At 61.0% G+C, this 26,123-nt stretch carries 21 protein-coding genes and 1 tRNA gene; 8 read left to right on the top strand and 14 right to left on the bottom strand.

The window, feature by feature from the left end:
* The first annotated feature begins 283 nt into the window (after positions 1–283).
* Together ACBR42_RS05875 and ACBR42_RS05870 are read left to right on the top strand one after the other, a co-directional pair.
* A complete protein-coding gene (locus ACBR42_RS05875) occupies positions 284–2,008 on the top strand; it encodes a SulP family inorganic anion transporter (protein ID WP_371207474.1) in 1,725 nt (574 codons plus the stop codon).
* Positions 2,009–2,311: 303 nt separating this feature from the next.
* Positions 2,312–2,902 carry a hypothetical protein gene (locus ACBR42_RS05870; RefSeq protein ID WP_371207473.1) on the top strand — a complete coding sequence of 197 codons (591 nt, stop codon included), beginning with the start codon at positions 2,312–2,314 and terminating at the stop codon, positions 2,900–2,902.
* Between the two features lie 149 nt (positions 2,903–3,051).
* Here the strand turns inward: ACBR42_RS05870 and ACBR42_RS05865 are convergent, their stop codons facing one another.
* The gene (locus ACBR42_RS05865; RefSeq protein ID WP_371207472.1) at positions 3,052–4,953 is read right to left on the bottom strand and encodes an FUSC family protein; all 1,902 of its coding nucleotides are present in this window, start codon (positions 4,951–4,953) and stop codon (positions 3,052–3,054) included.
* Between the two features lie 318 nt (positions 4,954–5,271).
* Between ACBR42_RS05865 and ACBR42_RS05860 the strand changes: the two genes are divergently transcribed.
* Positions 5,272–6,210 (top strand): DMT family transporter, encoded by a 939-nt coding sequence (locus ACBR42_RS05860; RefSeq protein WP_371207471.1) that lies wholly within the window; start codon positions 5,272–5,274, stop codon positions 6,208–6,210.
* An 88-nt stretch (positions 6,211–6,298) separates the two neighbouring features.
* Here ACBR42_RS05860 and ACBR42_RS05855 read toward each other — a convergent pair whose 3' ends face one another.
* Positions 6,299–7,060 (bottom strand): SDR family NAD(P)-dependent oxidoreductase, encoded by a 762-nt coding sequence (locus ACBR42_RS05855; protein WP_371207470.1) that lies wholly within the window; start codon positions 7,058–7,060, stop codon positions 6,299–6,301.
* A 304-nt stretch (positions 7,061–7,364) separates the two neighbouring features.
* On the opposite strand from ACBR42_RS05855, the gene ACBR42_RS05850 reads away from it, so the two are divergent.
* Positions 7,365–8,012 (top strand): TetR/AcrR family transcriptional regulator, encoded by a 648-nt coding sequence (locus tag ACBR42_RS05850; RefSeq protein ID WP_371207469.1) that lies wholly within the window; start codon positions 7,365–7,367, stop codon positions 8,010–8,012.
* Positions 8,013–8,048: 36 nt separating this feature from the next.
* Here the strand turns inward: ACBR42_RS05850 and ACBR42_RS05845 are convergent, their stop codons facing one another.
* From ACBR42_RS05845 to ACBR42_RS05835, 3 genes are all read right to left on the bottom strand, one after another.
* The gene (locus ACBR42_RS05845; RefSeq protein WP_371207468.1) at positions 8,049–9,329 is read right to left on the bottom strand and encodes an NAD(P)/FAD-dependent oxidoreductase; all 1,281 of its coding nucleotides are present in this window, start codon (positions 9,327–9,329) and stop codon (positions 8,049–8,051) included.
* 186 nt (positions 9,330–9,515) lie between these two features.
* A complete protein-coding gene (locus ACBR42_RS05840) occupies positions 9,516–11,027 on the bottom strand; it encodes an aldehyde dehydrogenase family protein (protein ID WP_102325578.1) in 1,512 nt (503 codons plus the stop codon).
* A gap of 769 nt (positions 11,028–11,796) precedes the next feature.
* Complete coding sequence (locus ACBR42_RS05835) at positions 11,797–13,251, bottom strand: MFS transporter (RefSeq protein WP_371207467.1); 1,455 nt, start codon at positions 13,249–13,251, stop codon at positions 11,797–11,799.
* Here ACBR42_RS05835 and ACBR42_RS05830 point away from each other — a divergent pair.
* Positions 13,250–13,537, top strand: a complete 288-nt coding sequence (locus tag ACBR42_RS05830; protein WP_371207466.1) for a hypothetical protein — start codon at positions 13,250–13,252, stop codon at positions 13,535–13,537. The genes ACBR42_RS05835 and ACBR42_RS05830 overlap by 2 nt on opposite strands.
* Before the next feature lie 35 nt (positions 13,538–13,572).
* Here the strand turns inward: ACBR42_RS05830 and ACBR42_RS05825 are convergent, their stop codons facing one another.
* From ACBR42_RS05825 to ACBR42_RS05790, 8 genes are all read right to left on the bottom strand, one after another.
* Entirely contained in the window at positions 13,573–13,845 is a 273-nt protein-coding gene (locus tag ACBR42_RS05825) for a hypothetical protein (protein ID WP_102325579.1), read from the bottom strand.
* Between the two features lies 1 nt (position 13,846).
* On the bottom strand, positions 13,847–15,253 hold the full coding sequence (locus tag ACBR42_RS05820; protein ID WP_371207465.1) for an amidohydrolase family protein: 1,407 nt from the start codon (positions 15,251–15,253) through the stop codon (positions 13,847–13,849).
* An 86-nt stretch (positions 15,254–15,339) separates the two neighbouring features.
* On the bottom strand, positions 15,340–15,669 hold the full coding sequence (locus ACBR42_RS05815; protein ID WP_132304933.1) for a hypothetical protein: 330 nt from the start codon (positions 15,667–15,669) through the stop codon (positions 15,340–15,342).
* Between the two features lie 713 nt (positions 15,670–16,382).
* Positions 16,383–16,458 (bottom strand) — tRNA-Glu (locus ACBR42_RS05810).
* Positions 16,459–16,526: 68 nt separating this feature from the next.
* Positions 16,527–18,374, bottom strand: a complete 1,848-nt coding sequence (recJ, locus tag ACBR42_RS05805) for a single-stranded-DNA-specific exonuclease RecJ (protein ID WP_371207464.1) — start codon at positions 18,372–18,374, stop codon at positions 16,527–16,529.
* 56 nt (positions 18,375–18,430) lie between these two features.
* Complete coding sequence (locus tag ACBR42_RS05800) at positions 18,431–19,765, bottom strand: homoserine dehydrogenase (RefSeq protein WP_102325583.1); 1,335 nt, start codon at positions 19,763–19,765, stop codon at positions 18,431–18,433.
* A 26-nt stretch (positions 19,766–19,791) separates the two neighbouring features.
* A complete protein-coding gene (locus ACBR42_RS05795; RefSeq protein ID WP_102325584.1) occupies positions 19,792–21,033 on the bottom strand; it encodes an LL-diaminopimelate aminotransferase in 1,242 nt (413 codons plus the stop codon).
* A gap of 84 nt (positions 21,034–21,117) precedes the next feature.
* Entirely contained in the window at positions 21,118–22,131 is a 1,014-nt protein-coding gene (locus ACBR42_RS05790; RefSeq protein WP_371207463.1) for a hypothetical protein, read from the bottom strand.
* A 197-nt stretch (positions 22,132–22,328) separates the two neighbouring features.
* Between ACBR42_RS05790 and ACBR42_RS05785 the strand changes: the two genes are divergently transcribed.
* Entirely contained in the window at positions 22,329–23,003 is a 675-nt protein-coding gene (locus ACBR42_RS05785) for an ATP-dependent Clp protease proteolytic subunit (protein WP_102325586.1), read from the top strand.
* 205 nt (positions 23,004–23,208) lie between these two features.
* A complete protein-coding gene (locus ACBR42_RS05780; RefSeq protein WP_102325587.1) occupies positions 23,209–24,213 on the top strand; it encodes a ferritin-like domain-containing protein in 1,005 nt (334 codons plus the stop codon).
* A 49-nt stretch (positions 24,214–24,262) separates the two neighbouring features.
* On the opposite strand, the gene ACBR42_RS05775 is transcribed toward ACBR42_RS05780, so the two are convergent.
* Positions 24,263–24,784, bottom strand: coding sequence for a hypothetical protein (locus ACBR42_RS05775; protein ID WP_102325588.1), 522 nt, complete (start codon positions 24,782–24,784; stop codon positions 24,263–24,265).
* 377 nt (positions 24,785–25,161) lie between these two features.
* Here ACBR42_RS05775 and ACBR42_RS05770 point away from each other — a divergent pair, with 377 nt between their 5' ends.
* On the top strand, positions 25,162–25,719 hold the full coding sequence (locus ACBR42_RS05770) for a cytochrome b (protein WP_282761193.1): 558 nt from the start codon (positions 25,162–25,164) through the stop codon (positions 25,717–25,719).
* Positions 25,720–26,123: the final 404 nt, after the last annotated feature.

Below are 26,123 nucleotides of genomic sequence, written 5' to 3'. Positions count from 1 at the left end.
TAAAGATGCCCTTCAACGTCAACTGAATCTCCGTCGCTGACGTTCTTGAGTCACGCATCAATCCTGAAAGAATCATGCCCAGGCGCTGCGTGATAGGTCTCCGCAGCAGAACCGGGGCGTGGAGTGCGTCAAGACGCACGCGGGCATGGCGGTCGGTATTGTATTGGCGGTGGTGGATTATGTATATTTTCTGATAAAATCAGCAATGTTCACTGCATGTTGTGGTGTCTTCCGGTCCGGTTCTGTCGGTCTGGTTATATGGATCATGGACGGTGCCGGTAATATGGGAAGCACAACAGGCGGAACGGATCTGCCGCTGAAGGGAGACACGTCGGATGCCGTGCGCGGATGGCGTGCCAGACTGCGTGATGTTGTCGCGGGCGTATCCCTTGCTTCAATGAATATTCCGCAGGTGCTCGGCTATACCCGTATCGCCGCGATGCCTGCGGTCACGGGCCTGTACACGGTTCTGCTGCCGCTGGTGGCCTTTGCCTGTTTTGGCAGTTCGCGGCATCTGGTGGTTGCAGCGGATTCCGCTACTGCCGCGATCTTTTCCAGTGCGCTGGGGCGCATGGCCACGCCCGGCAGCCCGCATTATATGGCGCTGGTCAGCATGGTCGCGCTGCTCAGTGCGGGGTTCCTGCTGGTTGCGCGGCTGTTCCGCCTCGGCTTCCTTGCCGATTTCCTGTCGCGTACGGTGCTGGTGGGATTTATGGCCGGTGTCGGCGTTCAGGTTGCCCTTGCCATGCTGCGTGACATGCTGGGTCTTGCAGTCACCGCGCATAATCCCCTGCTGCAACTGTTCCAGATGCTGGCCCATCTGCCCCGGCTCAGTGTGCCGACAATGGCGCTGTCGGCCTGCGTGGTGGGACTGATAATGCTGGGCGATCGTCTGGCCCCCCGTGTGCCGCTGGGTCTGCTGACCGTAGTGGGGGCCATTGCCGCAAGCATGATGTTCGACCTGTCGCGCTACGGGATCGAGACAATCGGCCTGATTGAAAGTGGCCTGCCGCATCTGGGCCTGCCGCATGTTTCGTGGAATGACATGCTGGCGCTTCTGCCGGTGACAACATCATGCGTGTTCGTGATTATTGCGCAGAGTGCCGCGACATCACGTGCCTTTGCCATGCGGTTCCACGACCGCGTGAATGATAACGCGGACATACTTGGCCTGTGTGCGGCCAATGCGGTGGCCGGACTGAGCGGGACCTTTACCGTCAACGGCAGTCCGACACAGACGGCCATGGCCGCCCGTGCCGGCGCACGCACACAACTGGCGCAGTTGACCTTTGCTGCCGTTACGATGCTGGTATTGCTGTTCCTGACCGCGCCCCTGCGTTACCTGCCGCGTTGTGTGCTGGCCTCCATCGTCTTTACCGTTGCGCTGGGGATGATCGACCTGCGGGCCATGAAAGCCATCTGGCGTGAAAGCCCCGGTGAATATGGACTGGCCATGGCAACCGCCGCCGCCGTGGTGGGGATCGGGGTGGAACAGGGCATATTTCTGGCCATCGCCCTGTCCCTGTTCCGGCATGTGCGGCACAGCTACGAACCCCATACGATGGTCCTGCGCTACGATACCCATACCGGCCTGCTGGAACCTGGTGCCGTCGCCGCGGGGCAGCAGACCGCGCCGGGACTGGTTGTCTATCGTTTCAGCGCGGACCTGTTCTATGCCAATTCCGCGCGGTTCGTGGCGGATGTCCGCCTGTTGGTGGATAATCCGGCCACACCCGTTTCCTGTCTGGTTGTGGAGGCGAGCGCGATTACGGATATCGACTTTTCCGCAGCCAGTGACCTGCGCGATCTGTTTATGGCGCTGCGGCGGCGTAATATCGGCGTTGTATTCGGACGCGTCAGTCCCTACCTGCGGGCGGACATGGACCGCCATCGCATTACGCCGGTGGTGGGGGCGGAAAACCTGTATACCCAGTTGCACACTGCCATCGGGGCAGCGCAGGCGATCGTAAAAGCACGCGGGGAGGCTGCCATCCACAGGCAAGGATAGACCCGAACACCCGCGATGGCACCTTTCCACGTTGCCAGCATAGCAGTTTTGCACCTGTTTCCGGCTATGTGCGTATAGAAAGGGGAACGATTATCCGCCCGGATCCTTTTCATTAAGGGAGTGCGCCCGTTTCAGCATCTGTCGCGACGTGGATAGTCAGTTTTAGGGAAGGAAGTATGAAATCGTTACCATTTGTAAAATGCCAGTCCGTATAATTCTGGCATGAATATTATGGCGTTCAGTCTGCTACCCTGCCTGTCAAGAGAAGGTGCAGGTCCCCCACCCCTAGATGCCAGAGATGAAATGAAAGCCGGGATCTACACGCAAAGCCACATTTCCCCTGTCCAGAAATCCTCTTCGGGTCGGCGTATTGTCCCGCTTCTTATGGCGCTGTTGCCCCTGTCTGGTCTTGCGGGCTGTGGTTATACGGATTCCCGCACCGCTCATCGCGCCCAGATGACCATGATCGGCATGGACAGTACGGATGTACAGTCCTGCGTCGGCATCCCGGATAAAATAAAGAAAATAGATGATAACGTGCAGGTATTTGAGTATGTGCGCACGCTCAATATTCCCGCTGCCAATGATTCCACGCTGTTTCCGTTACAGACGATCGTGAACCTGACGCAAACGGCGCTGGGTGGCGCGGGCAAGACCTGTGTTGCCGACATACGCTTTGAAAATGATAAGGTCACGGACCTGCATTACAGTGGCGATGATGATGAAATCATCGGGGTGGATGGCGTGTGTTCCATCGTGACGCGCGGGTGTATCCGTCGTCCCCTTTCGTCCATGCGGCATGTGAAAAAGGGTATATTGGGGCCGGTATCGGCCTTCCATCCCCCGGCAGCGGAAACGCCGCCTGCGAATACGCCGGTTTCAGCCACAAAGTAATCTGTTGCCGCCAACTTTTTAAGAGCTCCCATACGTTCGTTTTCTTACGCAGATCCCCGCATCATCCCGTGTTGCGGCAGGACGGGAGAAAATGCGGCGAAGGGGAATGGAGCAACAAGTCCAGAAGTGGGGGCGCAGGGGGGGGCGGCTTACGTCTCTTGCCCGGATGGCACGCCCATACGGGCAATGACCTTCAACGCACCGGCCAGACGTTCAATATAGGGGTCATCGTGGTCCTGCCAGTGCCGGTCGTGCAGGATGGCGCGTGCCATGGCCTGTGCCTTCGGGTCATGATCCTGCCATGCCCGAAGGAAGACGCGCAGCCGCCGCTCCAGCCATCGGGACAGGAAGCCCGAGCGTGCCAGTTCCCGCACTGTGATGACTTCAATCCCGACCGTCATGGCGTCAAGCCGCATCTGGATATGGGCCAGCACGACCGGACGGGAAACGCCGTGTGCGTTACGGACCGAGCGGACCATGCTGTCCGCATTTTCCGACAGCCATTGATATACGGACATCCCGTTACGCCGGTCAGCCAGTGCCCATAGCCGCCGCCGCGTCCAGGCTTCGGTGCGCCGCATATGTGCGTCCGGCCGGAAGGGCAGCACCAGCCGGAATGTCCACCATGCGAACAGGACCGCCCCCAGGAACGCGGAAATGCCGTTGAGGAAGGAGACCTCGTCAAACCGCCCCTGATTGGCTGGTCCGATCAGCACCGGCAGGAACATGTTGAATGAAAACGCGTAACCGGCAGTGGCAGGCGTGCGCGCCGCAAGGCCGCCAATCGTCATCGGGACCAGCAGCAGCAGCACCAGTGTTTCCGGCGCCGTCACGGCAGGCATGACCAGAAAGACGAACACGGCGGCAACAGCCGCGCACCATACCGCCCCCTTGAAAAACGGGCTTGAAGCCAGAAGCGGGTTTTCCCGTGTGGCCAGCAGCCCATAGACCAGCGATACAAAGGATACGAAGCCTGCCCCGGCGGGCCAGCCCGTTACCTCCCACAGCAACCACGCGGCCATGATCCCCGCGGCGGCGCGGATGCCGTTTTCCGCCGCTTCCACCGCCAGCCTGCGTGAACGCAGCGCGAAGCGGAACCTGTCGCCCGGAACGGGTGTTTCACACGCCTGTATATGGGTCCGTGCCGCAGCCAGATCGGCCGCGATTCCGTGGCTGTCCGTCATGTCCGCCACCTGCCCGGCAATGGCCATGCCACGCGCGCGCGCGATCAGCATCATCATGTCCGCAAGGGCGGCACGCGCATGGTCCGCGACCCTGCCGCCCTGTGGGCCCATTTCCAGCGTGTCGTATTCCACCCGGCTGTTTGCGCCCACCAGATCGGTCAGCAGGCGGCCCTGTGTCTCGGCGTCGATGCGTCCCTGCGTAAGGGGACCGACATCTCTCGAGACCTCGCTCCACAGGGCGTGGAGCCGGGCAAGCAGGCGGGTGCGCGCCTGTTCGTTCAGGGCGGGAATGAATATCGCCGCCAGCGTCGCCTCACACACGATACCCAGAATGATGTAGGAACCGCGTGACATGGCGATGTTGAACACGTCATCGGGTGCCGTGATGGCCCCGGTGGCCACTATGGCCGATGTAAAGCTTGTGACCAGCAGGCCGTAGGAACGATAGCCGTCAAAAAAGGTGGCGCAGCCGCAGCACAGGCCGATCCATAAGGCCAGTCCCGGAAAAAACAGCCCCGGAGCCTGCGGGAATGCCGCGATCAGCGCCACGGCGGCGGCACAGCCGATCAGGGTGCCCACGACACGCCAGCGTGCTTTGGACAGGGATTCCCCGCGGGAGGACTGGGCCACGACCCATACCGTCAGCGGCGCCCATTGCGGGCTGTCCAGTTCCATCCACATCGCGATCAGTAGCGACAGCGCCGCTGCAAGCGACGTGCGCAGCGCAAACACCATATCGGCGGGGGAAGGGGCAAGAAGCCAGCGCAGTTTTCCATGCCACAGACCGGCGTGGTTGTGAAAGGGGTGGCGCAGGGCGGAGATGAAAGCCTTTGTCTGGCTTCCTGCTGCATCCGTCTCCGCATTCATGGCGCATTCCACCTTCAAAAAAGCATACGCTGCGAAAAACGGCGTTTTTCGTCCAAGTCTTTATAATGATAAAATCATAAGCAGGATTTATCAGAAGTTTTTTTTGGCGTAAGGGCCCTTCAGGTTCACCCGGAAGCCGGACGGAAACGCGCAGGAACAGGGGCGGCAGACCGGCTGGTGCTTTCGGCCCGCGGAAGTGGGGCGAATGTGCCCGATTTCCAGTATATCCACACGCATGGCTGTCGCCCTGTGTCGGCACTGGTTCTCGGTCACTCTTATCCATAATGCCGCAATAGCGGTACCATATAGGCAAGACAGATGAATACGGCCTTCCTTTCCTCCGGCATGATGCTGGCATTTGCGGCGTTTTCTGCGTTCTCGATCAGCGATGCGTATTCAAAGCTGCTGGCCGGGCAACTGGACCCGTTCGAGGTCGCGTTTTCAGGCGGCGTGTTCGGTTTCCTGATCATTCCCTTCATCCGGCGTCCCGATGAATCCTACCGGGATATCTTCTCCACCACCCACCCGCTCATGTGGCTGGTGCGGGCGGTGTCCATTTTCGCCGCCACCGCCGCCAGTGTCGAAGCCTTCATGCTGCTGTCCATGCCTGAAGCGCTTTCGCTCATGTTTCTCATGCCGCTGTTCGTCACCATCCTTTCGGTCGCCCTGTTGCATGAAAAGGTGTCCGGCTGGGCGTGGCTGGCCGTCATTCTGGGCTTCGTGGGCGTGCTGATCGTGCTGCGGCCGGGCGTGCGCGCCATGCATCTGGGGCATCTGTGCGCGCTGATCGCGGCGGTGGCCAATGCCGTGGGGGTTATCGCCTACCGGCTGGCGGGTACCAGCACGCCCCGGCTTTCCCTGTTCGGGTCCAGCCTGTTCGGGCCGCTGATAGGGGACGGGGCGCTCATGCTGGCCCATGCGCACTGGCCGCATGGGGTAAAAACATGGGCGTTCCTGTTCGGCTACGGTTTTCTTGCGGCCCTTGGCCAGTTACTGATGATGATGGCAACCGAACGGGCACCGGCAAACCGGGTCGCGCTGCCGCAATACAGCCAGATGCTATGGGCCGTGGCCTTCAGCTACTTCCTGTTTCATCAACCGCTGGATGGCTGGACGTTCGTCGGGATCGTCGTCGTTACCTTTTCGGGCATGCTGAACTGGATACGCCAGCGTATCCGCTACCGACACATGGCCATGAAGGAAAGACGGGCGGCGAAACAGCGCGCGCAGGCCCAGTATGTCGTCAGCAGGAACTGATCACCCGGCAAGGGGCAGGCCGGGTGTCCGGGCACAGGCGCTCCGGCTACGTGACATGCCGTAGCCGGACGGTGGTGCGGAGCAGGGATTAAAGTTTCATCCCGCCGGAGGCTTCGATACGCTGGGCATTGATCCAGCCGGTATCCGGCCCCAGCAATGCCGCGACCACACCACCGATATCGTCAGGCCGCCCCGCGCGGCCCAGCGCCGTGACCGAGGCGACATAGCCATTGATGTCGCTGTTATCGCGCACCGCCCCGCCACCGAAATCGGTTTCGATCGCGCCGGGGGCCAGCGTGTTCACGGTTATTTTCCGCGCCGCCAGTTCCGTGGCCTGATAGCGGGTCAGCACTTCGACCGCCCCCTTCATCGCGGCGTAGGCGCCATAGCCCGGCAGGCAGAAACGGGTCAGTCCGGTCGAGATATTGAGGATACGGCCCCCATCAGCCATGAGCGGCACGAGCTTCTGCGTCAGGAAAAATGCGCCCTTGAGATGGATGTTGACCAGCGTATCGAACTGCGCCTCGGTCGTTTCCATCAGGGGCGCATGAATCCCGATCCCGGCATTATTGACCAGAAAATTGAAGTGACTGGTCTGCCACTGGGCCAGTGTTTCGGCCACCTGACCGGCAAATGTGTCGAACCCGGCGGCATTAGCCACATCCAGTTGCAGCGTCCGGACCCGGCGGCCCTGCTGCGTCAGTTCCGCCGCCACGGCCTGCGCGCCTTCAAGATTGCTCCGGTAGGTCAGGATGATGTCAACGCCTTGGCGTGCCAGATGCCGGATCATGCTCAGGCCCAGTCCCCTGTCCCCACCCGTAACCAGTGCGATCGGTGCGGTATCTGCCATGTCTCTCTCCATTATCTGTAATGGTGGCCAGCATACAGGGCGGGGTAGGGCCAATAATCCCTGAACTGGCGATCACACCTGTCGCCAGTTCCGAACAATCCGGGACTGACTTCCGGACTTCTGTCGCTTTTCAGTTACTATCCTGTCTCGACATAACATGAACGGCATGGCAGAAGCCGTTGCCAGTAATAATGACGATGGTTTCATTGCCGGAAGCCATTATCCGGCGTGAGCGCCTGTTTTCTCGCGTCTTGAATGTTCCGTATGCCGTGGGGCAAGATGGATAAGGACGAGAGGAGAGGGAATGAAGCCCGTCGCCATGACAGATGCCCCGGTACAGGGATTGCGGGAACGCAAACAGGCCCGCGTGCGCAGTACCCTGATTGCGGAAGCGATGCGGCTGTTTTCCACGCAGGGATACGATCAGACAACGGTGGATGAAATCGCCGAAGCGGCCGAGGTCTCGCGCCGTACCCTGTTCCGCATGTTCGAGACAAAGGGCGACATCGTTCTGGCATGGACAAAGGGCATGACCCAGACCCTGACCGATGCCCTCGCGGCTTGCCCCCGGGACATGCCCGCGGGGGATGCGATGATGCACGCCTTCATTTCCCTTGTGCCCCGTATCGCCGCAAACTGGCAGGATACGTATGATTTTGTCTATCTGATCGAAAAGACGCCGTCCCTGCAGACGGTCAGCCTTCAGAAATATGGCAAATGGGAAGACTGTCTGGCGGAGGGGCTGGCAAGGCGCCTGCCGGTACGCAGGAACCGCAAGATTGCTGCCCGTCTCATGGCGCGTGGCGGCATCGCCATTTTCCGCACGGCGCTGGATGACTGGATCAGGCTGAAGGGTCGTCCCGCACTGGTGCCGCTGCTGCAGAAAACCTATGCGCTGCAGACCGCGCTATGGTCACACCCCGCTGATCCCGAAACGGATGCCCCGGCCTGACCGGCCGGGACATTTCATTGATATGATGGCGGGTTCTCAGTCCAGCCGGACGGAGGGGCGCACGAATACGTCCAGCCAGTCCACAAGGCAGGACACCGTGCCGCGGAAGGTGCCGTACAGTTCAAACTGATGCTGGCGATAGAGCATGATATGCACCAGTCGCGCCGTAATGCCGCGCAGCCAGCCGCCACCGAACACCTTGCCGCCGGGGAAAGTGCCCCAGCCGTTGTAATCGCCCAATGCGACGACCGCGCCCTTGTTGTGGAACGCAAAGGCCGGTAGCGGGCGACCATTGATCCATGCGGGCATGTAGCGTGCCAGATGATGGGCCTGCTGGCGTGCCGCCTGCGCCGTGGGGGCCACCGGCTTTTCGGCAATGAAGGCGCAGTCACCCATGGCGAAGATATTGTCGTCTTCCACCAGTTGCAGGGTGGGACGGACTTCAAGCTGACCGGAGCGCGACAGCTTCAGTTCACCGAATTTGCGCGTGACATCGGGCGCTTTTACGCCTGCGGCCCAGACACGCAGCGTCGCGGGGATGCGGGTGCCGTCCTTGAGCATGAAGCCCTTTTCATCGGCGCCACTGACCATGGCCGATGTCATCACCTCGACCCCGATGGCCTCAAGCTGCTTGGTCGCGGCGGCCGATACGGATTCAGGGAAGGCGGGCAGGATGCGCGGGCCAGCTTCCAGCAGGGTGATCTTCAGCTTGGGCGGCTTCTTGCCAAAGCTGTAGAGGGAGGCGAGATCAAGCGCCTTGTGCAGTTCGGCCGCAAGCTGGGTACCCGTGGCGCCGCCGCCGACGATGGCGATGTCCAGTTCCTCGTTATTGCCAAATGCCTTGAGCAGTTCCATGCGGAAACGCTCGTTAAAGCCGTTGGCTTCGACAAGGTTGTCAATGAACAGACAGTGCTCGGCCACGCCCGGCGTGCCGAAATCGTTCGCGCGGCTGCCAATGGACAGGACCAGTGCATCATATTCCAGCTTGCGCTCTTCCAGAATGACCTCGCCCGACGTCTCGATCACCGGGGCCAGCGTGATCGTCCTGGCCTTGCGGTCCATGCCCGAAATCTCGCCGGGCCAGAACTCGAAATGATGGCGGCTGGCCTGTGACAGGAAACTGATGCGGTCGTTCTCGTTGGCCGCCGTGCCCGCCGCGAAGCAGTGCAGCATCGGCTTCCACACATGGGCGAAGCTTTTATCGACCAGCGTGATTTCCGCCCGGCCCGACTTGCCAATTGAATCGCCCAGACGGGTGGCCAGCGCCAGCCCGGCCACGCCGCCGCCAACGATCACGACCCGAAACTTTTGTGCCATCCCCAAACCCCCAATTACCCTGTCGCACAGCATCCCGGCCCCTGTGGAGAAGCCTGCCGCATAAATAAAAACATATCCGGCCGCCCGCCCCACATGGGCAGGACGGCCTGCGGCCGGACCGGAAAAAACCGGTCCGGCCGCTGCGCCTGCCCTTCAGGGCAGGGCGGTTTTCAGCTTGTCAGCGGATCAAAAGAAACCGCGCTTGTTCTCGCTGTAGCTGACCAGCATGTTCTTGGTCTGCTGGTAGTGTTCAAGCACCATCTTGTGCGTTTCACGCCCGATGCCCGACTTCTTGTAGCCGCCGAACGCCGCATGCGCGGGGTAGACGTGATAGCAGTTGACCCACACGCGACCGGCTTCCAGCCCGCGACCCATGCGGTAGCAGGTGTTGGCGTCGCGGCTCCATACACCCGAACCCAGGCCGAACGGCGTGTCGTTGGCGATGGCGAGTGCTTCTTCTTCCGTCTTGAAGGTGGTCACGGCCAGAACCGGGCCAAAGATCTCTTCCTGGAAGATGCGCATCTTGTTGTTGCCCTTGAACACGGTCGGCTGCACGTAGCATCCCTTGTTCAGGTCGCCGCCAAGGTCCGGACGGCCGCCACCGGTCAGAAGCTGCGCGCCTTCTTCCTTGCCGATGTCGATATAGGACAGGATCTTTTCCTGATGACCGTGCGAGTTCTGGGCGCCCATCATGGTGTTGGGGTCCAGCGGGTTGCCCTGACGGATGGCCTTGATGCGGGGCAGGGCGCGTTCCATGAACTTTTCATAGATCGATTCATGAACCAGCGCACGGCTGGGGCACGAACAGATCTGGCCCTGGTTCAGGGCGAACATGGCGAAGCCTTCGAGCGCCTTGTCCAGATAGGCATCATCATGATCCATGATGTCGGCGAAGAAGATGTTCGGCGACTTGCCGCCCAGTTCCAGCGTGGCGGGGATCAGGTGTTCCGCCGCGGCATGCGCGATCATCTTGCCGGTGGGTGTGGAACCGGTGAAGGCGATCTTGGCGATGCGGTCGCTGTTGGACAGGGCGGCGCCCACGTCACGGCCCAGACCGTTGACGATGTTCAGCGTGCCGGCCGGGAACAGGTCCCCGATCAGTTCCATCAGCACCAGCATGCTTGCGGGCGTGCTTTCGGCGGGCTTCATGACGACGCAGTTGCCTGCGGCCAGTGCCGGCGCCAGCTTCCATGACCCCATGAGCAGGGGGAAGTTCCACGGAATGATCTGGGCAACGACGCCAAGCGGTTCGTGGAAATGGTAGGCGATGGTGGTGGCGTCGATTTCGCCCAGCGTGCCTTCCTGTGCGCGGATGCAGCCTGCGAAATAGCGGAAATGGTCGATCGCCAGCGGGATGTCAGCGGTCAGGGTCTCGCGGATGGGCTTGCCGTTATCCCATGTTTCGGCGCGGGCCAGCAGGTCCAGGTTCTGTTCCATGCGCTCTGCCGCGCGCAGCAGGATCAGCGCGCGATCGGCAGGTGCCATGTGGCCCCAGGCGGTCTTCGCCTTGTGCGCGGCATCAAGTGCCAGTTCCACGTCCGCTGCGGTGGAAGCGGGCACTTCACACAGCACGCGTCCGTCGACGGGGGAAGTATTGGTCAGGTAGTGACCTTCAACCGGGGCAACCCATTCGCCACCGATATAGTTGCCATAACGCGACTTGAACGGCGGGGCCGCCGTGAGGCTATCTGCTGACACGTGAATATTCCTTCAGGATAAGGCTTCGTGCCCTAATAGACCTGACATGGATTCATGTAATTCCATGAGGTAATGAGGGTACTGCAAAACTGTATTTCGGTTCGATATGGCCGCCATTACTTTCATGGGTAATGGCATTGGCCGATCCGGACCGTAGGTGTGATTTCTTGAAACCTGTGGACGTGATCTCCCTGGAAACCAAACCGAACCTTGATGCGCCCCGGTAAGGTATCGGGGGATAATCTATATACGGTGATATATAGACGCGTCCGGTACCGCAAGCGTTCGGATTATAACGTAACCGTGAGGTGTGCATCTGGTGCCATAATGTGTTAATTAAAAACGTTTAAATACAGTATGTTAAATAATAATGAATAATAAATATCTATTGATTTCGACATCCTGTGTCACAAAACCGGCGAATGGAATTTTAGCGCCTTGCGGGGCGCAAGGGCCGATTCCTGCCCGGTCAGGTCTGAAATGATCCCCTGTCCGGATTCCGGCGGTTTCATGCGTATGACGCAGGAGGCAGTTACGGCTGTGTAGTCAGCCATCCGAGTCCGGGTAATGCGTCCCGCCTAGTGCGGTTTTCTACGCGGCATCCATATGGGATGTGACAATCCGGATGGGTGGGGCCACGTTCTATTGCGTGCAGGCGTGTCCCGCATGGCGGATGTCATCCGGTTGCCCGGTTCAGCAAGCGGGGCGTGGGCTTACCGGTGGCTGCGACCTGTCATGGGCTGACCATAATCCAGCCGGAACTGACAGTTCAGCTCCCGCGCATCCTTGCCGCGTTCTGGCCCCGCAACCGCGACACGCTGACCAGCGCGCCCAGCCAGGCCGTTGCCACGCCACATTCCATGCAGCGTAACGTCGGTTCATGCGCGACATCGGTCAGGATCAGCGCCACCAGCATGCCGCCTGTCGTCTGACCAAGGATGCGCGCCACGGAAATCATGCCACTGGCGCTTCCTGAACGGTGCAGCGGAGATGCGGCGACCATTGATTTATTGTTGGGTGCGACAAACAGCCCAAAACCGATACCCGCGAAAGCAAAGCGCCACATGATATCAAAATTGCCCGCATCCAGCGGTGTCAGGCGCACCAGCAGATAGCCAAGTCCAACAATAAACAGTCCCGCCGATGACAGGATGCCCGCCGGATACCGGTCGGCCATACGCCCGACAAATGGTCCCGCCACAATCATCCCCACTGGCCATGGGGTAATCAGCAGTCCCGTTTCCACGGCGGAGCGGTGGAAAACTCCGGTCAACGCAAAGGGAATGGAGATCATGTAGAAATTGGCGGCCATATATCCAAGAAAGCAGGTGATGAATCCGGTCCGGAAGGCAGTAATGGCAAGCAGGTCAACCGGAAGCAGGGGGGCAGCGCGTCCGTGCTGACGTCGCACCAGACCGGTCAGGGCGGCAAGTCCTGTTCCCGCCAGTCCGAGGGAGAGGACATCGACATTCCCATGGACCAGCATGTCGCAGCCAACCAGAATACCGCCGAAGGCCAGAATGTTCAGCACGATGCTGCCCCAGTCCAGTCGACGTGGCTGACCGCCCGCGCGTGGCAGGAACCCGACCACCAGCGCGAGTGTCACGATCCCGACCGGCAGGTTGAACAGGAACAGCCAGCGCCATGATGCCACCCCAAGGATCAGGGCCGCGACGGACGGACTGAGGGCCACGCCCCCCGCGATGGCCAGCGCATTGAGCGCCAGCCCCCGTCCCAGGCGGGAGGGCGGATAGACAAGGCGCACCAGGGCCGTATTGACGGCCATGATGCATGCGCCCCCCGCGCCCTGCACGGCACGGGCCAGTACCAGCACGCCCAGCGACTGCGCATTGGCGCAGATCAGGGACCCGATCATAATGACGACCAGCCCGATCGTGCATAATCGGGCCGGGCCAACCCGTTCCGACCATGCCGCCAGCGGCAGCAGCAGCATCGCGTTGACAAGCTGGTATGCATTTACCACCCATACCGATCCGGCGGCGGAAACATGTAGTTCACGCGAAATCGTGGGCAGGGCGATATTCGCAACGGCGTAATCCAGAACAGACAGTACCACCGCCAGAATGACGGGAATGATGGCGAAGCGATGTACTGCGCTTTCCGTTCCTCCCATGGAGGAAATGCCGTGTCTGCCCTGCTGCATACTGCCCATGCCGCGCCCCTTGCCCGCACTGTTGGTAATAGTGCGTAACCGAAACGACATGTCTTTTCCACCCATATGCGGGATGCTGTTCATCCGCGCATCTGTTCGAGATGGTTTGAAAGAAAACTGTGATAAAAATCAGGAAAAGTTTTTTGGGTGTCGCCGTCTTTCAAAAAAGCTTCACCAAAAACGTTTTTATGATCTCTGGATGTTTTCCAAACAGGCGCAGGAATTTCCGGATTGGGAGAATTCATGTGATGGCAATACGCGCGGTCGCCATTGCAGGGGATGGCCTATCGGCTTTCATCTTTTCATGCAGTTCGACGGGGCATCGTGTTCCACATGAATTCTGGGGCGGAGCTTAATCAAGGGCAGTAGCGATCAGGGTCCCCTGAAAAACTCGTCTCCCAGATATTCGGGCGGGCCGCCATCCAGCCCTTCGGCTTCAAACCCATCATTATATGGCCCCGAATAATCGCCCATGCCGTAACCGTGTTCGTTCCAGTCATTATTGGCGATCATCGGACCGTCCATGCCCATCGGTTCCGGCCCCGTGGGGCCGGAGCATGCTGCAAGCGCACCAGCCAGCACGAGCAGGCACAGGGCGGGGCGCAGGCGCGAAAAGGGTGTACGGAAGGGGCAGGCGATACGCATATCAGTCTGGTCGGGCTGAAGATACAGGTTGCCCCGCCAATGGGCCGGGAACCTGCCGGCCCCGATGCCATACCTGCGTCAGATGGTCGATGGCTGTAATATCCTGCGCGGGGTTACCTGTAACAACCATAAGGTCAGCCAGTTGCCCCAGCGCGATGGTGCCGCGGTCGGACAGTTGCATGAGGCGGGCCGCATTGCTGGTTGCCAGTGCAACGGCCTGCAGCGGCGTCAGTCCCGCCATTACCGAAAGACGCAGTTCCCTATGTTCGGCAAAGCCGGGAATGCGGGTAGGGGTCGCGCCTGAATCCGTGCCAAACCCGATGGCGACCCCCGCCTGGTACAGCGTCATGAGATTACGCATGTTCATCGTCAGCGCCTTGCGGGAGGCTTCCGTCAACGGGGCGGCCAGTACCTTTGCGCGCCATGCCGGGTCGGCAAACTGCTGGCGTAGCGCAGGCGACAGGCCATAGGACAGGAATGGATCGTCCAGCCATTCGGGGTGTTCGGCAAATATGTAATTGGCTTCATCCAGATCCAGCGTGGCGATGTAGCCGGTCCCCTGCTTTTTCATCGCACTGATCAGGGTCGGATCGACCGGTTTGTCGCGCACGCCATGGGCCAGAATGTCCACCCCTGCGGCAACAAGGGCCTGGGCATCCGACAGGTCATGGATATGGGCTGCCACCCGCTTGCCGCGCAGATGGGCCTGTATAATGGCCGCGCGGTAGATTTCCGGTCTCATCTTGGGCAGTCCGTGCGCCTTGGGCACGCCATTGCGGAAATCATCCACCCATAACTTTATAAGGTCGGTGTCTTCATCCGCCATCTTGTTGACTGCGGCACGGGCTTCGTCCGGTGTAGTGGGCCGGAAGACCTGATCCGCGCCAAGATGGAACATGTTTTCGGGCGGCACCCCATCGGGAGCGCCAATGCCCTGATCCACCCCGAACAGGTCGGCACCAGGGTTCAGTCCCGCATGCTGCTCCCGGCGCATGTCATCAAACAGGGGGGAACGGTTCAGCCCCAGCGCGGTGACGGTCAGCACGCCGTAATGTTCGTACTGCGCCAGCGCGGACAGGATATTGGCTCGGGTATAATTGACTTCCCCGTTCTGGGTGCCGCTGACCTGCCCGACATGGCTGTGGTCGGAAATCAGGCCCGGCAGCACCGTCTGGCCCGTCAGATCTATTTTACGGATATGGGCGGGGGCGTGGAGATTGCGGCCGATCGCGGCGATGTGGCCATCGCGGATCAGAATATCCGTATTGTCCTGCGCGGCGCTGCCGGTACCATCAATCACCGTGGCATGACGCAGCAGCACCGGTCTGTCCGTGGCGGCATGGGCGACGGCAGGCGTGGTGAACAGCCCCGTCAGCAGGGCGATCAGCGCGGGGCGATAACAGGACATGACGAAACTCTCCATCCAGCGGTGCCCCAGTGTTGATTGCGTGTAGCCCTGCGTCCAGTCACGTCTGTGTCGGTGGATGAAGGATTCTAGCGGGGCAGGGGCGTGGCGCCGCCTTCCGTCAGGTCGGTGAAGGCATCCTGCACGTCTCCGCTTTCGGGAAAGCATATCAGTACATCGTCGCTTTCCGCCTTGGCTTCACGCGCCGGGGTGATGACGCTGTCCCATTCACCGGCAAGGGAGGTGACCATACCAATCTCGGGTTCCAGAAACTGCCACGACCCACCCTTGACCGTAGATCCCATCACGGTCGTCAGCAGGAATATGCCCGCCTGTGCAGGCAGGGGGGATGGTACCCGCCGGAACTGGTAAATCGTGCCGGATTTTCCAAACAATGTGAATGAAGTCCACGGTTCCATGGGCCTGTTCCCTCCTGAGGATGACAGAGTATGCCATATTCTAAAGCATGGGAGGGGCGTCAGGCTGCACATCACGCATGCAGGTAGCTGGTGTCCGGCCATTCATCATTTTTGGTGAAGCCATTGGCGGGATAAAGTCCGGTCTGGTGAGGCCGCCTGCAATGGCAATTCCTTTTCGTGCGGGTGGAATGGACCAGCGTCATTAAAAAATTGGCGTGCCATACGGAATGCCGGTCAGCGTGGACGTTGCTATACGCATGGTGCTATCGCGCGTGTAATCGTCAGGGCTGCGATGCGGTTATGCCTGCCTGATCACTATTGATACGGTCATTCCCAGCAGCAGCGGTGGTAATCGAATCAGCGCGCCCTACGTGGTTTCTGGTCACGCATTGTGCCGTAAAGTAGCAATGCAGGTCGGGATGAGCGTTAACAAAAAAAGCCAGACGCTTTTTTATCTGTGACGGGCATGACAGAACCATATCCCGAAAATTCTGGACTGTGACTTTATGAAGGTCTGACAGGGAATGGAAAGGTATGTTGACGCGCATGCCCGCAGGTAGAAACCAGACGGCATAAACAGTTGCTACTGTCTCATGATTTTGCATGCGTGAGAAGAGAAAGCTGGGAAAGGGTAATCCCCTTTTCCAAAAGCAAATTCTCTATCTGAATAAGCCTGCGGATACTTTGCGTATCGTGTAAGCCCTTGAAAGGCTTGGCGTCCCGTACGGGATTCGAACCCGTGTTGCCGCCGTGAAAGGGCGGTGTCCTAGGCCTCTAGACGAACGGGACTAAAGGCGTGAGGGGTGTGTATCCCGGCACAGGGGGGCGGTCAACCCCCTGTTTTAAAAATATTGAAATTATTGGGCGATTGCCGCGTCACGGATAAAAAATGTGGCGGATGTCCGCCCGTTCCAGCTTTCTGCCCGCAGCCAGCCCGCCAGATGCAGCGGCGGCATGTCGCGATCTTCCAGCACGGGGGCAAGCGGGCTTTCATTGGCGCGGAAGATCAGGGCCTTCAGTCGGGGGCCGCGTCCTTCCCCCTGCAGGGTCAGGCGCAGGGTGTTGCCTTCGCGGCCAATACGTTCGGCATAGGCGACCCGTACGCGGGGCAGGGCGATCAGAGGTTCGTCATTGCCCGCGCCGAACGGGGCCAGCCGGTCCATGTCGGTGGCCAGCGCCACGTCCGCTGCGGCGACATTCACCATGGCGTCAATGGTCAGGTCCACCGCATCGGGCAGACTGGCGGCGGTGGCAAGGTGACGGTCCAGAAAAGCGTGCAGGGCGGGAATCCCCTCCGCAGGCAGTCCGAAACCCGCTGCCATTGCATGTCCGCCGCCGGATGACAGCAGTCCTGCCTGTCGCGCCGCGATTATGGCACCGCCCAGATCCTGCCCCGGTACCGATCGGGCCGAGCCTTTGACGGTGCCGTCCTCCATTTCCGCGCCGACCAGAACGGGGCGATTGAATTTTTCCTTTATACGCCCGGCCACAATCCCCACGACGCCGGGATGCCAGTCCCGTCCGCTCAGTACCAGCACGGCATGGCCCTGTTCGCGCTGTTCGGCGGCCAGTTCCATGGCGCGGTCCAGAATGCCCGCTTCAACGCTCTGGCGGCTGTGGTTGACGGAATTCAGGCGCTCGGCCAGCGTCTGGGCCTCGGCGGCGTCTTCGCACAGAAGCAGGCGCAGCCCCATGCCCGAATCCGCGATGCGTCCCCCCGCATTGATGCGTGGCCCCACGGCAAAGCCGCAGGTGAAGGCGGACAGCGGATCACGCGCGCCTGCAGCATCCAGCAGGGCGGCCAGGCCGGTGCGCTGCCTGCGCGCCATCACCTTCAGCCCCTGCGCGACAAAGGCCCGGTTCAGCCCGTTCAGCGGCATGACATCGCAGACCGTGGCCAGCGCCACCAGATCGAGGCTGTTCATAAGCTGTGGGTCCGGGCGGGAATCGAACCAGCCTTCCTGCCGCAATACACGTGTCGTGGCGACAGCCGTCATGAACGTCACCGCCGCCGCACAGATGCCATGCAGGCCCGAAGGGCAGTCCGGGCGGTTGGGATTGATGGTGGCCAGAACCTTCGGTAACGCGCCCTGCACCTGATGATGGTCAAGGATGATGACATCGGTTTTCTGGCTGGCCAGTTCCAGAATGTCCACCGCCGCCGTGCCGCAGTCCAGGCACACGATCAGGCTTGCGCCCTGATCCTGCATGGCGGCAATGGCCGGGGTATTGGGGCCGTAGCCTTCCGTCATGCGATCGGGGATGTGGTTCAGCACCGTGCAGCCCTGACCGCGCAGGAAATCGGTCAGAAGCGCTGTGGAACAGGCCCCGTCCACGTCGTAATCACCAAACAGCCCGACCGTTTCGCCATTGCGGATGGCGGCGGCCAGACGCCCGGCAGCCCGGTCCATGTCCGTGAAGGTGGACGGGTCGGGCATTAGCGCCCGTAGTGTCGGGGTCAGGTAGGTTTGGACCTGATCAGGTGCAATCCCGCGCAGGGCCAGCATGCGGCCCACGATTTCCGGCAGGTTGGCCTGCTGGGATATGGCCATGCCCATGCGGTCGGTATGGCTTGCCTGCCCGCCCTCGCGCCAGTTCCACCGCCGTCCCGTCACGCTGCGGACAACCCCCAGTACGGCCGGTTCGGGTTCGTTGCACCCGGACATGGCGGCAGGCGGGACGGAAAGCAGGTCGGCGGCGGACATTGGCCGTTTCCTTCAGATATGGGGGCGAACGGCGCGTGGCCGCCCGCCAGCGGGTTTCAGCCCGCGTCGATGCGGATCAGGGCCGGTTCGTCCAGAACGGCGGCCAGTTCTGCAATATGGTGCAGGGCGTGCTGCATCGCCGCTTCCGATGTTTTGTGGGTCAGCAGCACCAGCGGCACGGCATGCGTGCCATCGGGACGGACCTCATGCGCATCGGCATGCTGGAGCATGCTGCGCAGGGATACCCCGTTGTCGCGCAGTACGGCGGTGATGTCGGCAATTACGCCGGGGCGATCCTGCACGTTCAGGCGCAGGTAGTATTCCCCGGTAAACGACTTGCTGGGCATGGCCACGGCCTGTGTCAGGCTGTCGGCGTCGCAACCCCACACGGGAATGGCGCTGCCACGGGCAATGTCGATCAGGTCGGCGGCGACGGCGGTGGCTGTTGGCCCTTCGCCCGCGCCACGCCCCTCAAGCATCAGGCGCCCCACAAAGGCCCCTTCCGCCACCACGGCGTTGAATACGCCGTTGACCTGCGCGATGGAGGCATCCTGCGGCACAAGGCAGGGATGGACGCGCGCCTCGATCCCGTTTTCATGCTGGCGGGCGATGCCCAGCAGCTTGATGCGGTAGCCCATCTTGCGGGCAAACTGCAGGTCGAGCGCGCCGATACGCCGGATGCCTTCAATATAGACGGAAGCGAACACCACGGGCCGCCCGAAGGCCAGCCCCGCCAGAATGGCCAGCTTGTGTGCCGTGTCGATACCGTCAACATCGGTGGACGGATCAGCTTCGGCATAGCCAAGCTTCTGCGCGTCCGACAGGATTTCGGCAAAGTCCCGGCCGGTTTCGTGCATTACGCTCAGGATGTAGTTGCACGTACCGTTCAGGATGCCGCCGATCTTGAGTATCCGGTCGGCAGCCAGTCCTTCGCGCACGGTCTTGATGGCGGGAATGCCGCCTGCGACCGCGGCTTCGAACATGAGCGGCACGCCCGCTTCCTGTGCCGTGCACGCCAGTTCCGCGCCGTGGATTGCGATCAGCGCCTTGTTGGCGGTGACCACGGGCCTGCGGTTTTCCAGCGCGCGGCTGACCGTCAGGCGTGCGGGGCCTTCCGCCCCGCCGATCAGTTCGGCCACGACATCCACATCGGGATGGGTGGTCAGTTCTTCCGGCGTGTCGCACCACGCCACACCGGACAGATCGATCCCGCGATCCCGCGTGCGATCGCGCGCGCTGACGGCGGTCACCACCAGTTCGCGGCCCGCGCGGGCGCGGATCAGGGCCGCGTTTTCACGCAGCAGTCTGACAACGCCAGCGCCAACCGTGCCCAGACCGGCAATACCGATACGCAGGGGCCTGGGTTCAGATGTGGAATGGGGAGATGTCATTTCTTTTCCGTCAACCGATAGGGCAGTCATGAATGGGCGGACTGGGTGCCAGCCAGCGGGGCAGCCTGCTGCGTGGTGGGGGCGATGCCGCCATGCTCAGCCATGAAATGGCGGATGGAGCGGCAGGCCTGACGCAGGCGCTGGGTGTTTTCCACCAGACCGATGCGCACGAAACCTTCGCCATATTCGCCAAAGCCCAGGCCGGGGGCCACGGCGACGCCAGCTTCTTTCAGCAGCAGCTTGGAAAAGCCGACGCTGCCCAGTTCGCGGAAGCGTTCGGGAATGGGCGCCCATGCGAACATCGACCCTTCGGGGGAGGGCACGTCCCAGCCCGCCGAATGCAGGCCCTGAATGAGCACATCGCGGCGTTTGCGGTAAATATCGCGGATTTCCGCGACACAGTCCTGCGGCCCGCTGAGGGCGGCGACGGCGGCGACCTGAATGGGGGTGAACGCGCCGTAATCCAGATAGGACTTGATCCGGGTCAGCGCCGAAATCAGATGCGGATTGCCCGCAGCAAACCCCATGCGCCAGCCCGCCATGGAATAGGTCTTGGACAGGGAGGTGAACTCCACCGCGATGTCCTTCGCGCCCGGCACTTCCAGAATGGAAGGGGGAACCTTGTCGCCAAAATAGATCTCGGCATAGGCAAGGTCGGACAGGATCCAGATTTCGTGCTTGCGGGCAAAGGCCACAAGCTTGCGGTAGAAATCAAGGTCGGCCAGATACGCCGTGGGATTGGACGGGAAATTGACGATCAGCGCCGTGGGCTTGGGCACGGAATGGCGCACCGCGCGGTCCAGCGCTTCCAGCATCTCGTCATCCGGCGTCGCGGGAATCGAGCGTACGGACGCCCCGGCGATGATGAAGCCGAACTGGTGAATGGGATAGGACGGGTTGGGCACCAGAATGGTGTCGCCCGGACTGGTGATGGCAGAAGCAAGGTTGGCCAGCCCTTCCTTGGACCCGAGGGTGGCGATCACTTCGGTTTCCGGGTCCAGCTTCACGTTGAAGCGGCGCTCGTAATACCCCGCCAGCGCGCGGCGCAGGCCGGGAATGCCACGGCTTACGGAATAACGGTGGGCGCGCGGGTCGCTTACGGTTTCCACCAGCTTCTGCACGATGTGCGGCGGGGTGGGGGTGTCCGGATTGCCCATGCCCAGATCAATAATATCCTCCCCCCGCGCTCGGGCCTGGGCCTTGGCCTTGTTGACTTCGGCGAAGACATAGGGCGGCAGGCGGCGGATACGATGAAATTCTTCGGTCATGGGACGCTCTGTTGAGGGCACGCGGCGCGTGCCGGGTTGAAATCAGGTCGTGTGACGGCCCCGCAGGCGGGGCCGGATCGCACTCTAGCGCACGACGGCAATTCTTGCACCATTGCCAAAGGCATGGGCATGCACCGCAATGCGGTCGGCCGGCACGCCGCGCGCCAGCAGCAGGCCGGTCAGCGTGCGCGTGCGCAGTATGGCAAGGTTCAGGGCCGCGGCCTGCCCCTGCGCCGTGGCGGTGGCGGCATTGCCATAGCCGTTCACGATTACGAACCGGTTGCCACGCCCCTTCAGCACGGCGTTGACCACATCCTCCTCCCCTTCCTCGATCCGGTCGGAGCCGGGCAGGAACTGTACGGATTCGCCATCATCGGGGGATGCGATGTTGTAGGCGGGCAGGTCCATGCCATCGCGTTGCGCGTTGTCGGGCAGGGCGATGCCCCCGACAGTGGGCAGTTCCGGCGGGCCATCGGGTATCTGCGGCAGGTTGGCGGGCAGGGCTTCGGGCTGGTCGGGGATGGTGGTCGTGACTTCCGGCATGACCAGATGGCCCGCGCTGTCGCGCACGGGTTCCGCCTGTCGGGACATGCCCCGTGCAGACCCGCCCGTGCCGGATGACGTTGCAGGCTGCGGGCCACCGTTTGTCCCGGCGGGCGGCGGCCCGTCGGCGGTCTTGAGGGAGGCTGACTGGCTCCCCTTCGTCCGGGCGGTGGGAATGGGCGGAATATCCGCGACCGAGGGCATGTCCCCCATGATCGCATCCTGCCGCTGGTTGAGTTCGCGCTGCGCCTCCAGATCGGCGGTAATGTCTTCGCGCAGGTCCTGCGATGGCAGTTCGGGGGCTTTGTGCGGGCCAAGGCCGACCTTGGGGTAGGCTTCATGCGCGCCGGGCGGGGGCGGTCGCTGCTGACCGATCACGCCGCCCTGATACTCATGGTACCAGTCGCTGATGGTGTCGACCGTATCCTGATGATGCGCGCATCCCGCGACACCCGTGCCGAGCAGGGCAAGCAGGGCAACCCGTGAAGCGATGGCGAATCCGCATGGTGGAAAAAAAAATCTTCCCGGACTTGGCGATGGTGCCGGCTTTCCCAATCTCTAGCTCCCGTGGCCTTTCACGGCCCGTACACAACATGACCGGGGCAAACTAGCCTGCAATCCCGATCTTAGCGAGAGGGGGCGTGCCACCTGATCCATCTTGCCCGATTGCAAGGTCGGGACTTGGCACCGGACGCAAGGCAGCGCAGGATAAGGTCATGACCAGGCCAGTCCCGGAGAATAGGGAGAACCCGATGAACGGCATGCAGCCGAAACACCGCGTCCGTATGGATGATGAAGATCCCAGGGATCCCGATATCCCCGAACCCCAGGGTCCCGAAACCGAGGAACCTGATCGTAACCGTACGCTCTCGTCCCCCATCGGGGAGCTGGAAAGCCGCCTGTTCGACCAGCGCAAGGTGCTGGTGTTCGGCCCGATCAACGACAAGATCGCCCGTGACGTAACGGGCCGCCTGCTGGCGCTGGCCGGTACGTCGGACAAGCCGATCGACGTGTATGTCAATTCACCCGGCGGGCATGTCGAAAGTGGTGACACCATCCACGACATGATCCGCTTTGTCGATTCGATTGCCCCGGTCAACATGATCGGCACCGGCTGGGTCGCATCCGCTGGCGCGCTGATTTTTGCAGCCGGCCATCCGGACCGTCGTTTCTGCCTGCCCAATACGCGATTCCTGCTGCACCAGCCGATGGGCGGCGTGCGCGGGCCCGCCACCGATATTGATATCGAGGCGCGGGAAATCGTGAAAATGCGCGAACGCCTCAACCGTCTGTTCGCTGACGTGACCGGGCAGCCTTACGAGAAAATCTGCAAGGACACCGACCGCAACTACTGGATGTCCGCCCCCGAGGCGATCGAATACGGGCTGGTGACGCGCGTAATCGACAAAATCTCGGATCTGCATTGATCCAGGGCAAGGCGCACCTTTCGGCACGTTTCTAATGCTGGTGTTCCGTTTCGCGGGCAGGGCTTTGGTCTTGCCCGCGAATTCCAGATAACAGTTCTACGTTTCTTGTTGAGTATGATACCTAAACCGGCAACGAGGACGTCAGGCTGTTTGATGAATGCCACATCGGCCGGCGTAACCACACCGTTCCGAGCAGCGAGCCGACATGACGAAATCACTTTCTGACATCTATACAAACCTGCCCGAAGCCCGCGATGCGGGAACCGCCACGCCCGACGCCGTGGCCAGGGCCGATTTCAACGCCCGCCACTGGTCCAGTCCCGTTGCCGGCCCGCTCCAGCCCGGATCGGCGGAGCATAAGAAGGCGGTTGCGGACATGTTCCGCGATACCTTCAACCCCTACAAGCCGTCGGTCATCGAATGGCCGAAGCTGGACCCCGAAACGCTGAAGCGCGTGACGTCGCTGCCGATCTGGGACATTGCCGTCCAGACCGAAGGCAAGGCCCGCCTGCGCATGGCCGCCTATGCCCGTCTGATCGAGGACCCCGACATGAAGGATGCCCTTTCACGCAATGCGTGGGAGGAAAACCGCCATAAGGAAGTCCTGTCCAAGATGGTGGAAGCCTATGGCATCCCGCTGGCGTCCGAACCGCCTTACATCGAGCCGCGCGACGTGGAATGGGCCTATATGGTCACCGGCTTTTCTGAATGCGTGGACAGTTTCTTCGCCTTCGGCCTGTTCGCCATTGCCCGTAAATCCGCTTTCTTCCCGCCTGAACTGATCGAGACGTTCGAGCCGGTGATGCAGGAAGAATGCCGTCATATCCTGCTGTTCGCCAACTGGCTGGCCTGGCACCGTGCCGTCATGCCGCTGTGGCGTCGCCCGTGGTTTGAACTGCGGGTGATCGGCGTGTGGCTGTTCCTGCTGTATGAACGGCTGGGCATGGTCACGACATTCGATGCGGATGGCAACACGCACGAGCAGGACAACAACTTCACCGTAAACGGCACGAAGGATGTGGCCAATGTCGATGTTCCGCTGCGGGACATGATCGACATCTGCCTGATCGAAAATGAGCGCCGTTTCGCGGGTTACGATCCGCGCCTGCTGCGGCCGAAGCTTGCGCCCAACCTTGCGCGCTTCATCCGCTTCTTCCTCAAGCGCACGCCCGAAAGCGCGCAGCTTGAAAGCCAGCCCGGCGCGGCCTGAATGGCTCTGGTCCCTCACTCCCCGCCGGGAGGTGAGGGACCGTCGTTTTCTAGCCCAGTGTAGGGGTTACGGTCCCGGCCCCGAAATCAAGCTGGCCCAGATAGGCCACGCGGGTAGCAGGCACAATGTCGCCTATGCGGCCATCCGTGATGCGGGCATAGCCGAACACCTTGCTTTCCTCTTCCGATGAGGAGCCGATGGCCAGCCCGGCGAACTGCTTGCCGCTTTCATCCTTGAGCTGCCACACATCCCCCCGCACGACCGCATCGTATTTGTAGCGGAAACCGGGCACGATCCGGGTCAGGATCAGGGGCATGGCCTCGGTCACGTCGAGCGCCGTACGCACGAATTCCGTGCAGCTTTCATCCGGCGCAAAATAGCCGCGTGCGTCCTTTGTCATGAGAATCAGACCCGGCGTGGTTCCTTCCGGCGAGACAAGGCGGCTGCGGATGACCAGTTTCTGGTCATCGCGTGAGATTTCCGATGCAAGCATAACGGTGCCCATCCCTGCCGCCAGCAGGTCAGGCACGACGATCATCTGTGTCAGGGGAAGGGTGGCGAGCGTGGTCATCTCTCATTCTCCATCAGGGCATCTGTCAATAACGGACAGGGCAGACTGTGCGCTCCGTTATATGTCATGACAACCGCGTGGAGGCCGGGGGTTCCCATGCAGCATGGCACGGCCGCGCCGGACGCGTGGCGGACATGGGCCTGCTGATGGCTCTTGCCACAATATCATTGGCGATATGGTGTGCGATGGCCCTATAGATCAATCGACCGCAATGCGGAATGATTCAGCCGTGAGACAAGGCGGAGCAGGGGACGGAATGTTGGATTATGGGCGTAGTAACCGGTCGGTGGTACAGGTGGGTATGACCCTTTTCAGCTTTTTCGTGCCTGCGTGGCGGACAGGTGTCTGCCCGTCCTGTGCAGCATAAGGTGACCGGCATGACCCCGTCCGATATTCCGGCATCCCCGATGCCCGTCCGTTACAGTCGGGAAACCCGCTGGCTGCACTGGATCACTGCGCTTCTCGTGCTTGAACAGTTTGTCGTGGGACAGGTGGGATGGCACCTGATGGACCGCACCGCGCCGCTGCGTCCGTGGCTGGTTGCCACCCATACGTCGCTTGGGGTGCTGCTCGCGGCCGTATTCGTAACGCGCATTGCGTGGGGACTGACGGGCGGGCGGGCGATCCGCTTTCCCGTCGTCGGCGTTCAGGACCGGATCGCGCGTGGCGTCCATCTCCTGCTGTATGTGCTGCTGGGAGGCGAGATTGCGCTGGGTTACATGGCGCGCTGGTCCACCGGGCATCCCGTAATGGCGTTCGGCGTGCCGATCAATGCGCCGTTTGCGGCCATGCCCCATGCAACCCACGTCTTTTTTTCGCGGTTGCATCATTGGGATGCCTGGCTGCTTTTGTGGGTGGCCCTTTTTCATGCCGGTGCGGGTTTCTATCACCTTCTGTTCTGCAGGGACCGTGTTTTTCAACGGATGCTGCCCTGAAAACCGAATTCGGAATGATCTGGTATCGTTTCAGGAAAGTGAATATCCGTACAGATTTCAAGATGATTACAAGTATAAAATAGGAACATATGCCTATATATTCGAATTCGCCAAGCCTTTGAAAGTCGCGCGAAAATTGTTGTTTTCATCCGTTTGGACGTGATTGGGATGAAGCATATATAGAGTTTTCAGATGTATATTTTCTGTTGCATATCATTAGGGTGTTTACTATTCTTAACGTAATATCAGCACGCGTGAAAATAAAAAGCTGGTCCTTATCTGGAATGTCCCTGTTGCACGCGGTTGATGCCGGATGATTTATCCGCATGCCTTCATGCGGCGTCAGATATACGACTGTGTTCTGTCAGTAATTGGATGGTATTGATCGTTCAAAAATGGAACCT

Source organism: Komagataeibacter sp. SM21 (genome assembly GCF_041402665.1).
Taxonomy (GTDB): Bacteria; Pseudomonadota; Alphaproteobacteria; order Acetobacterales; family Acetobacteraceae; genus Komagataeibacter; species Komagataeibacter saccharivorans.
This window is presented reverse-complemented; position numbering and strand designations above follow the sequence as displayed.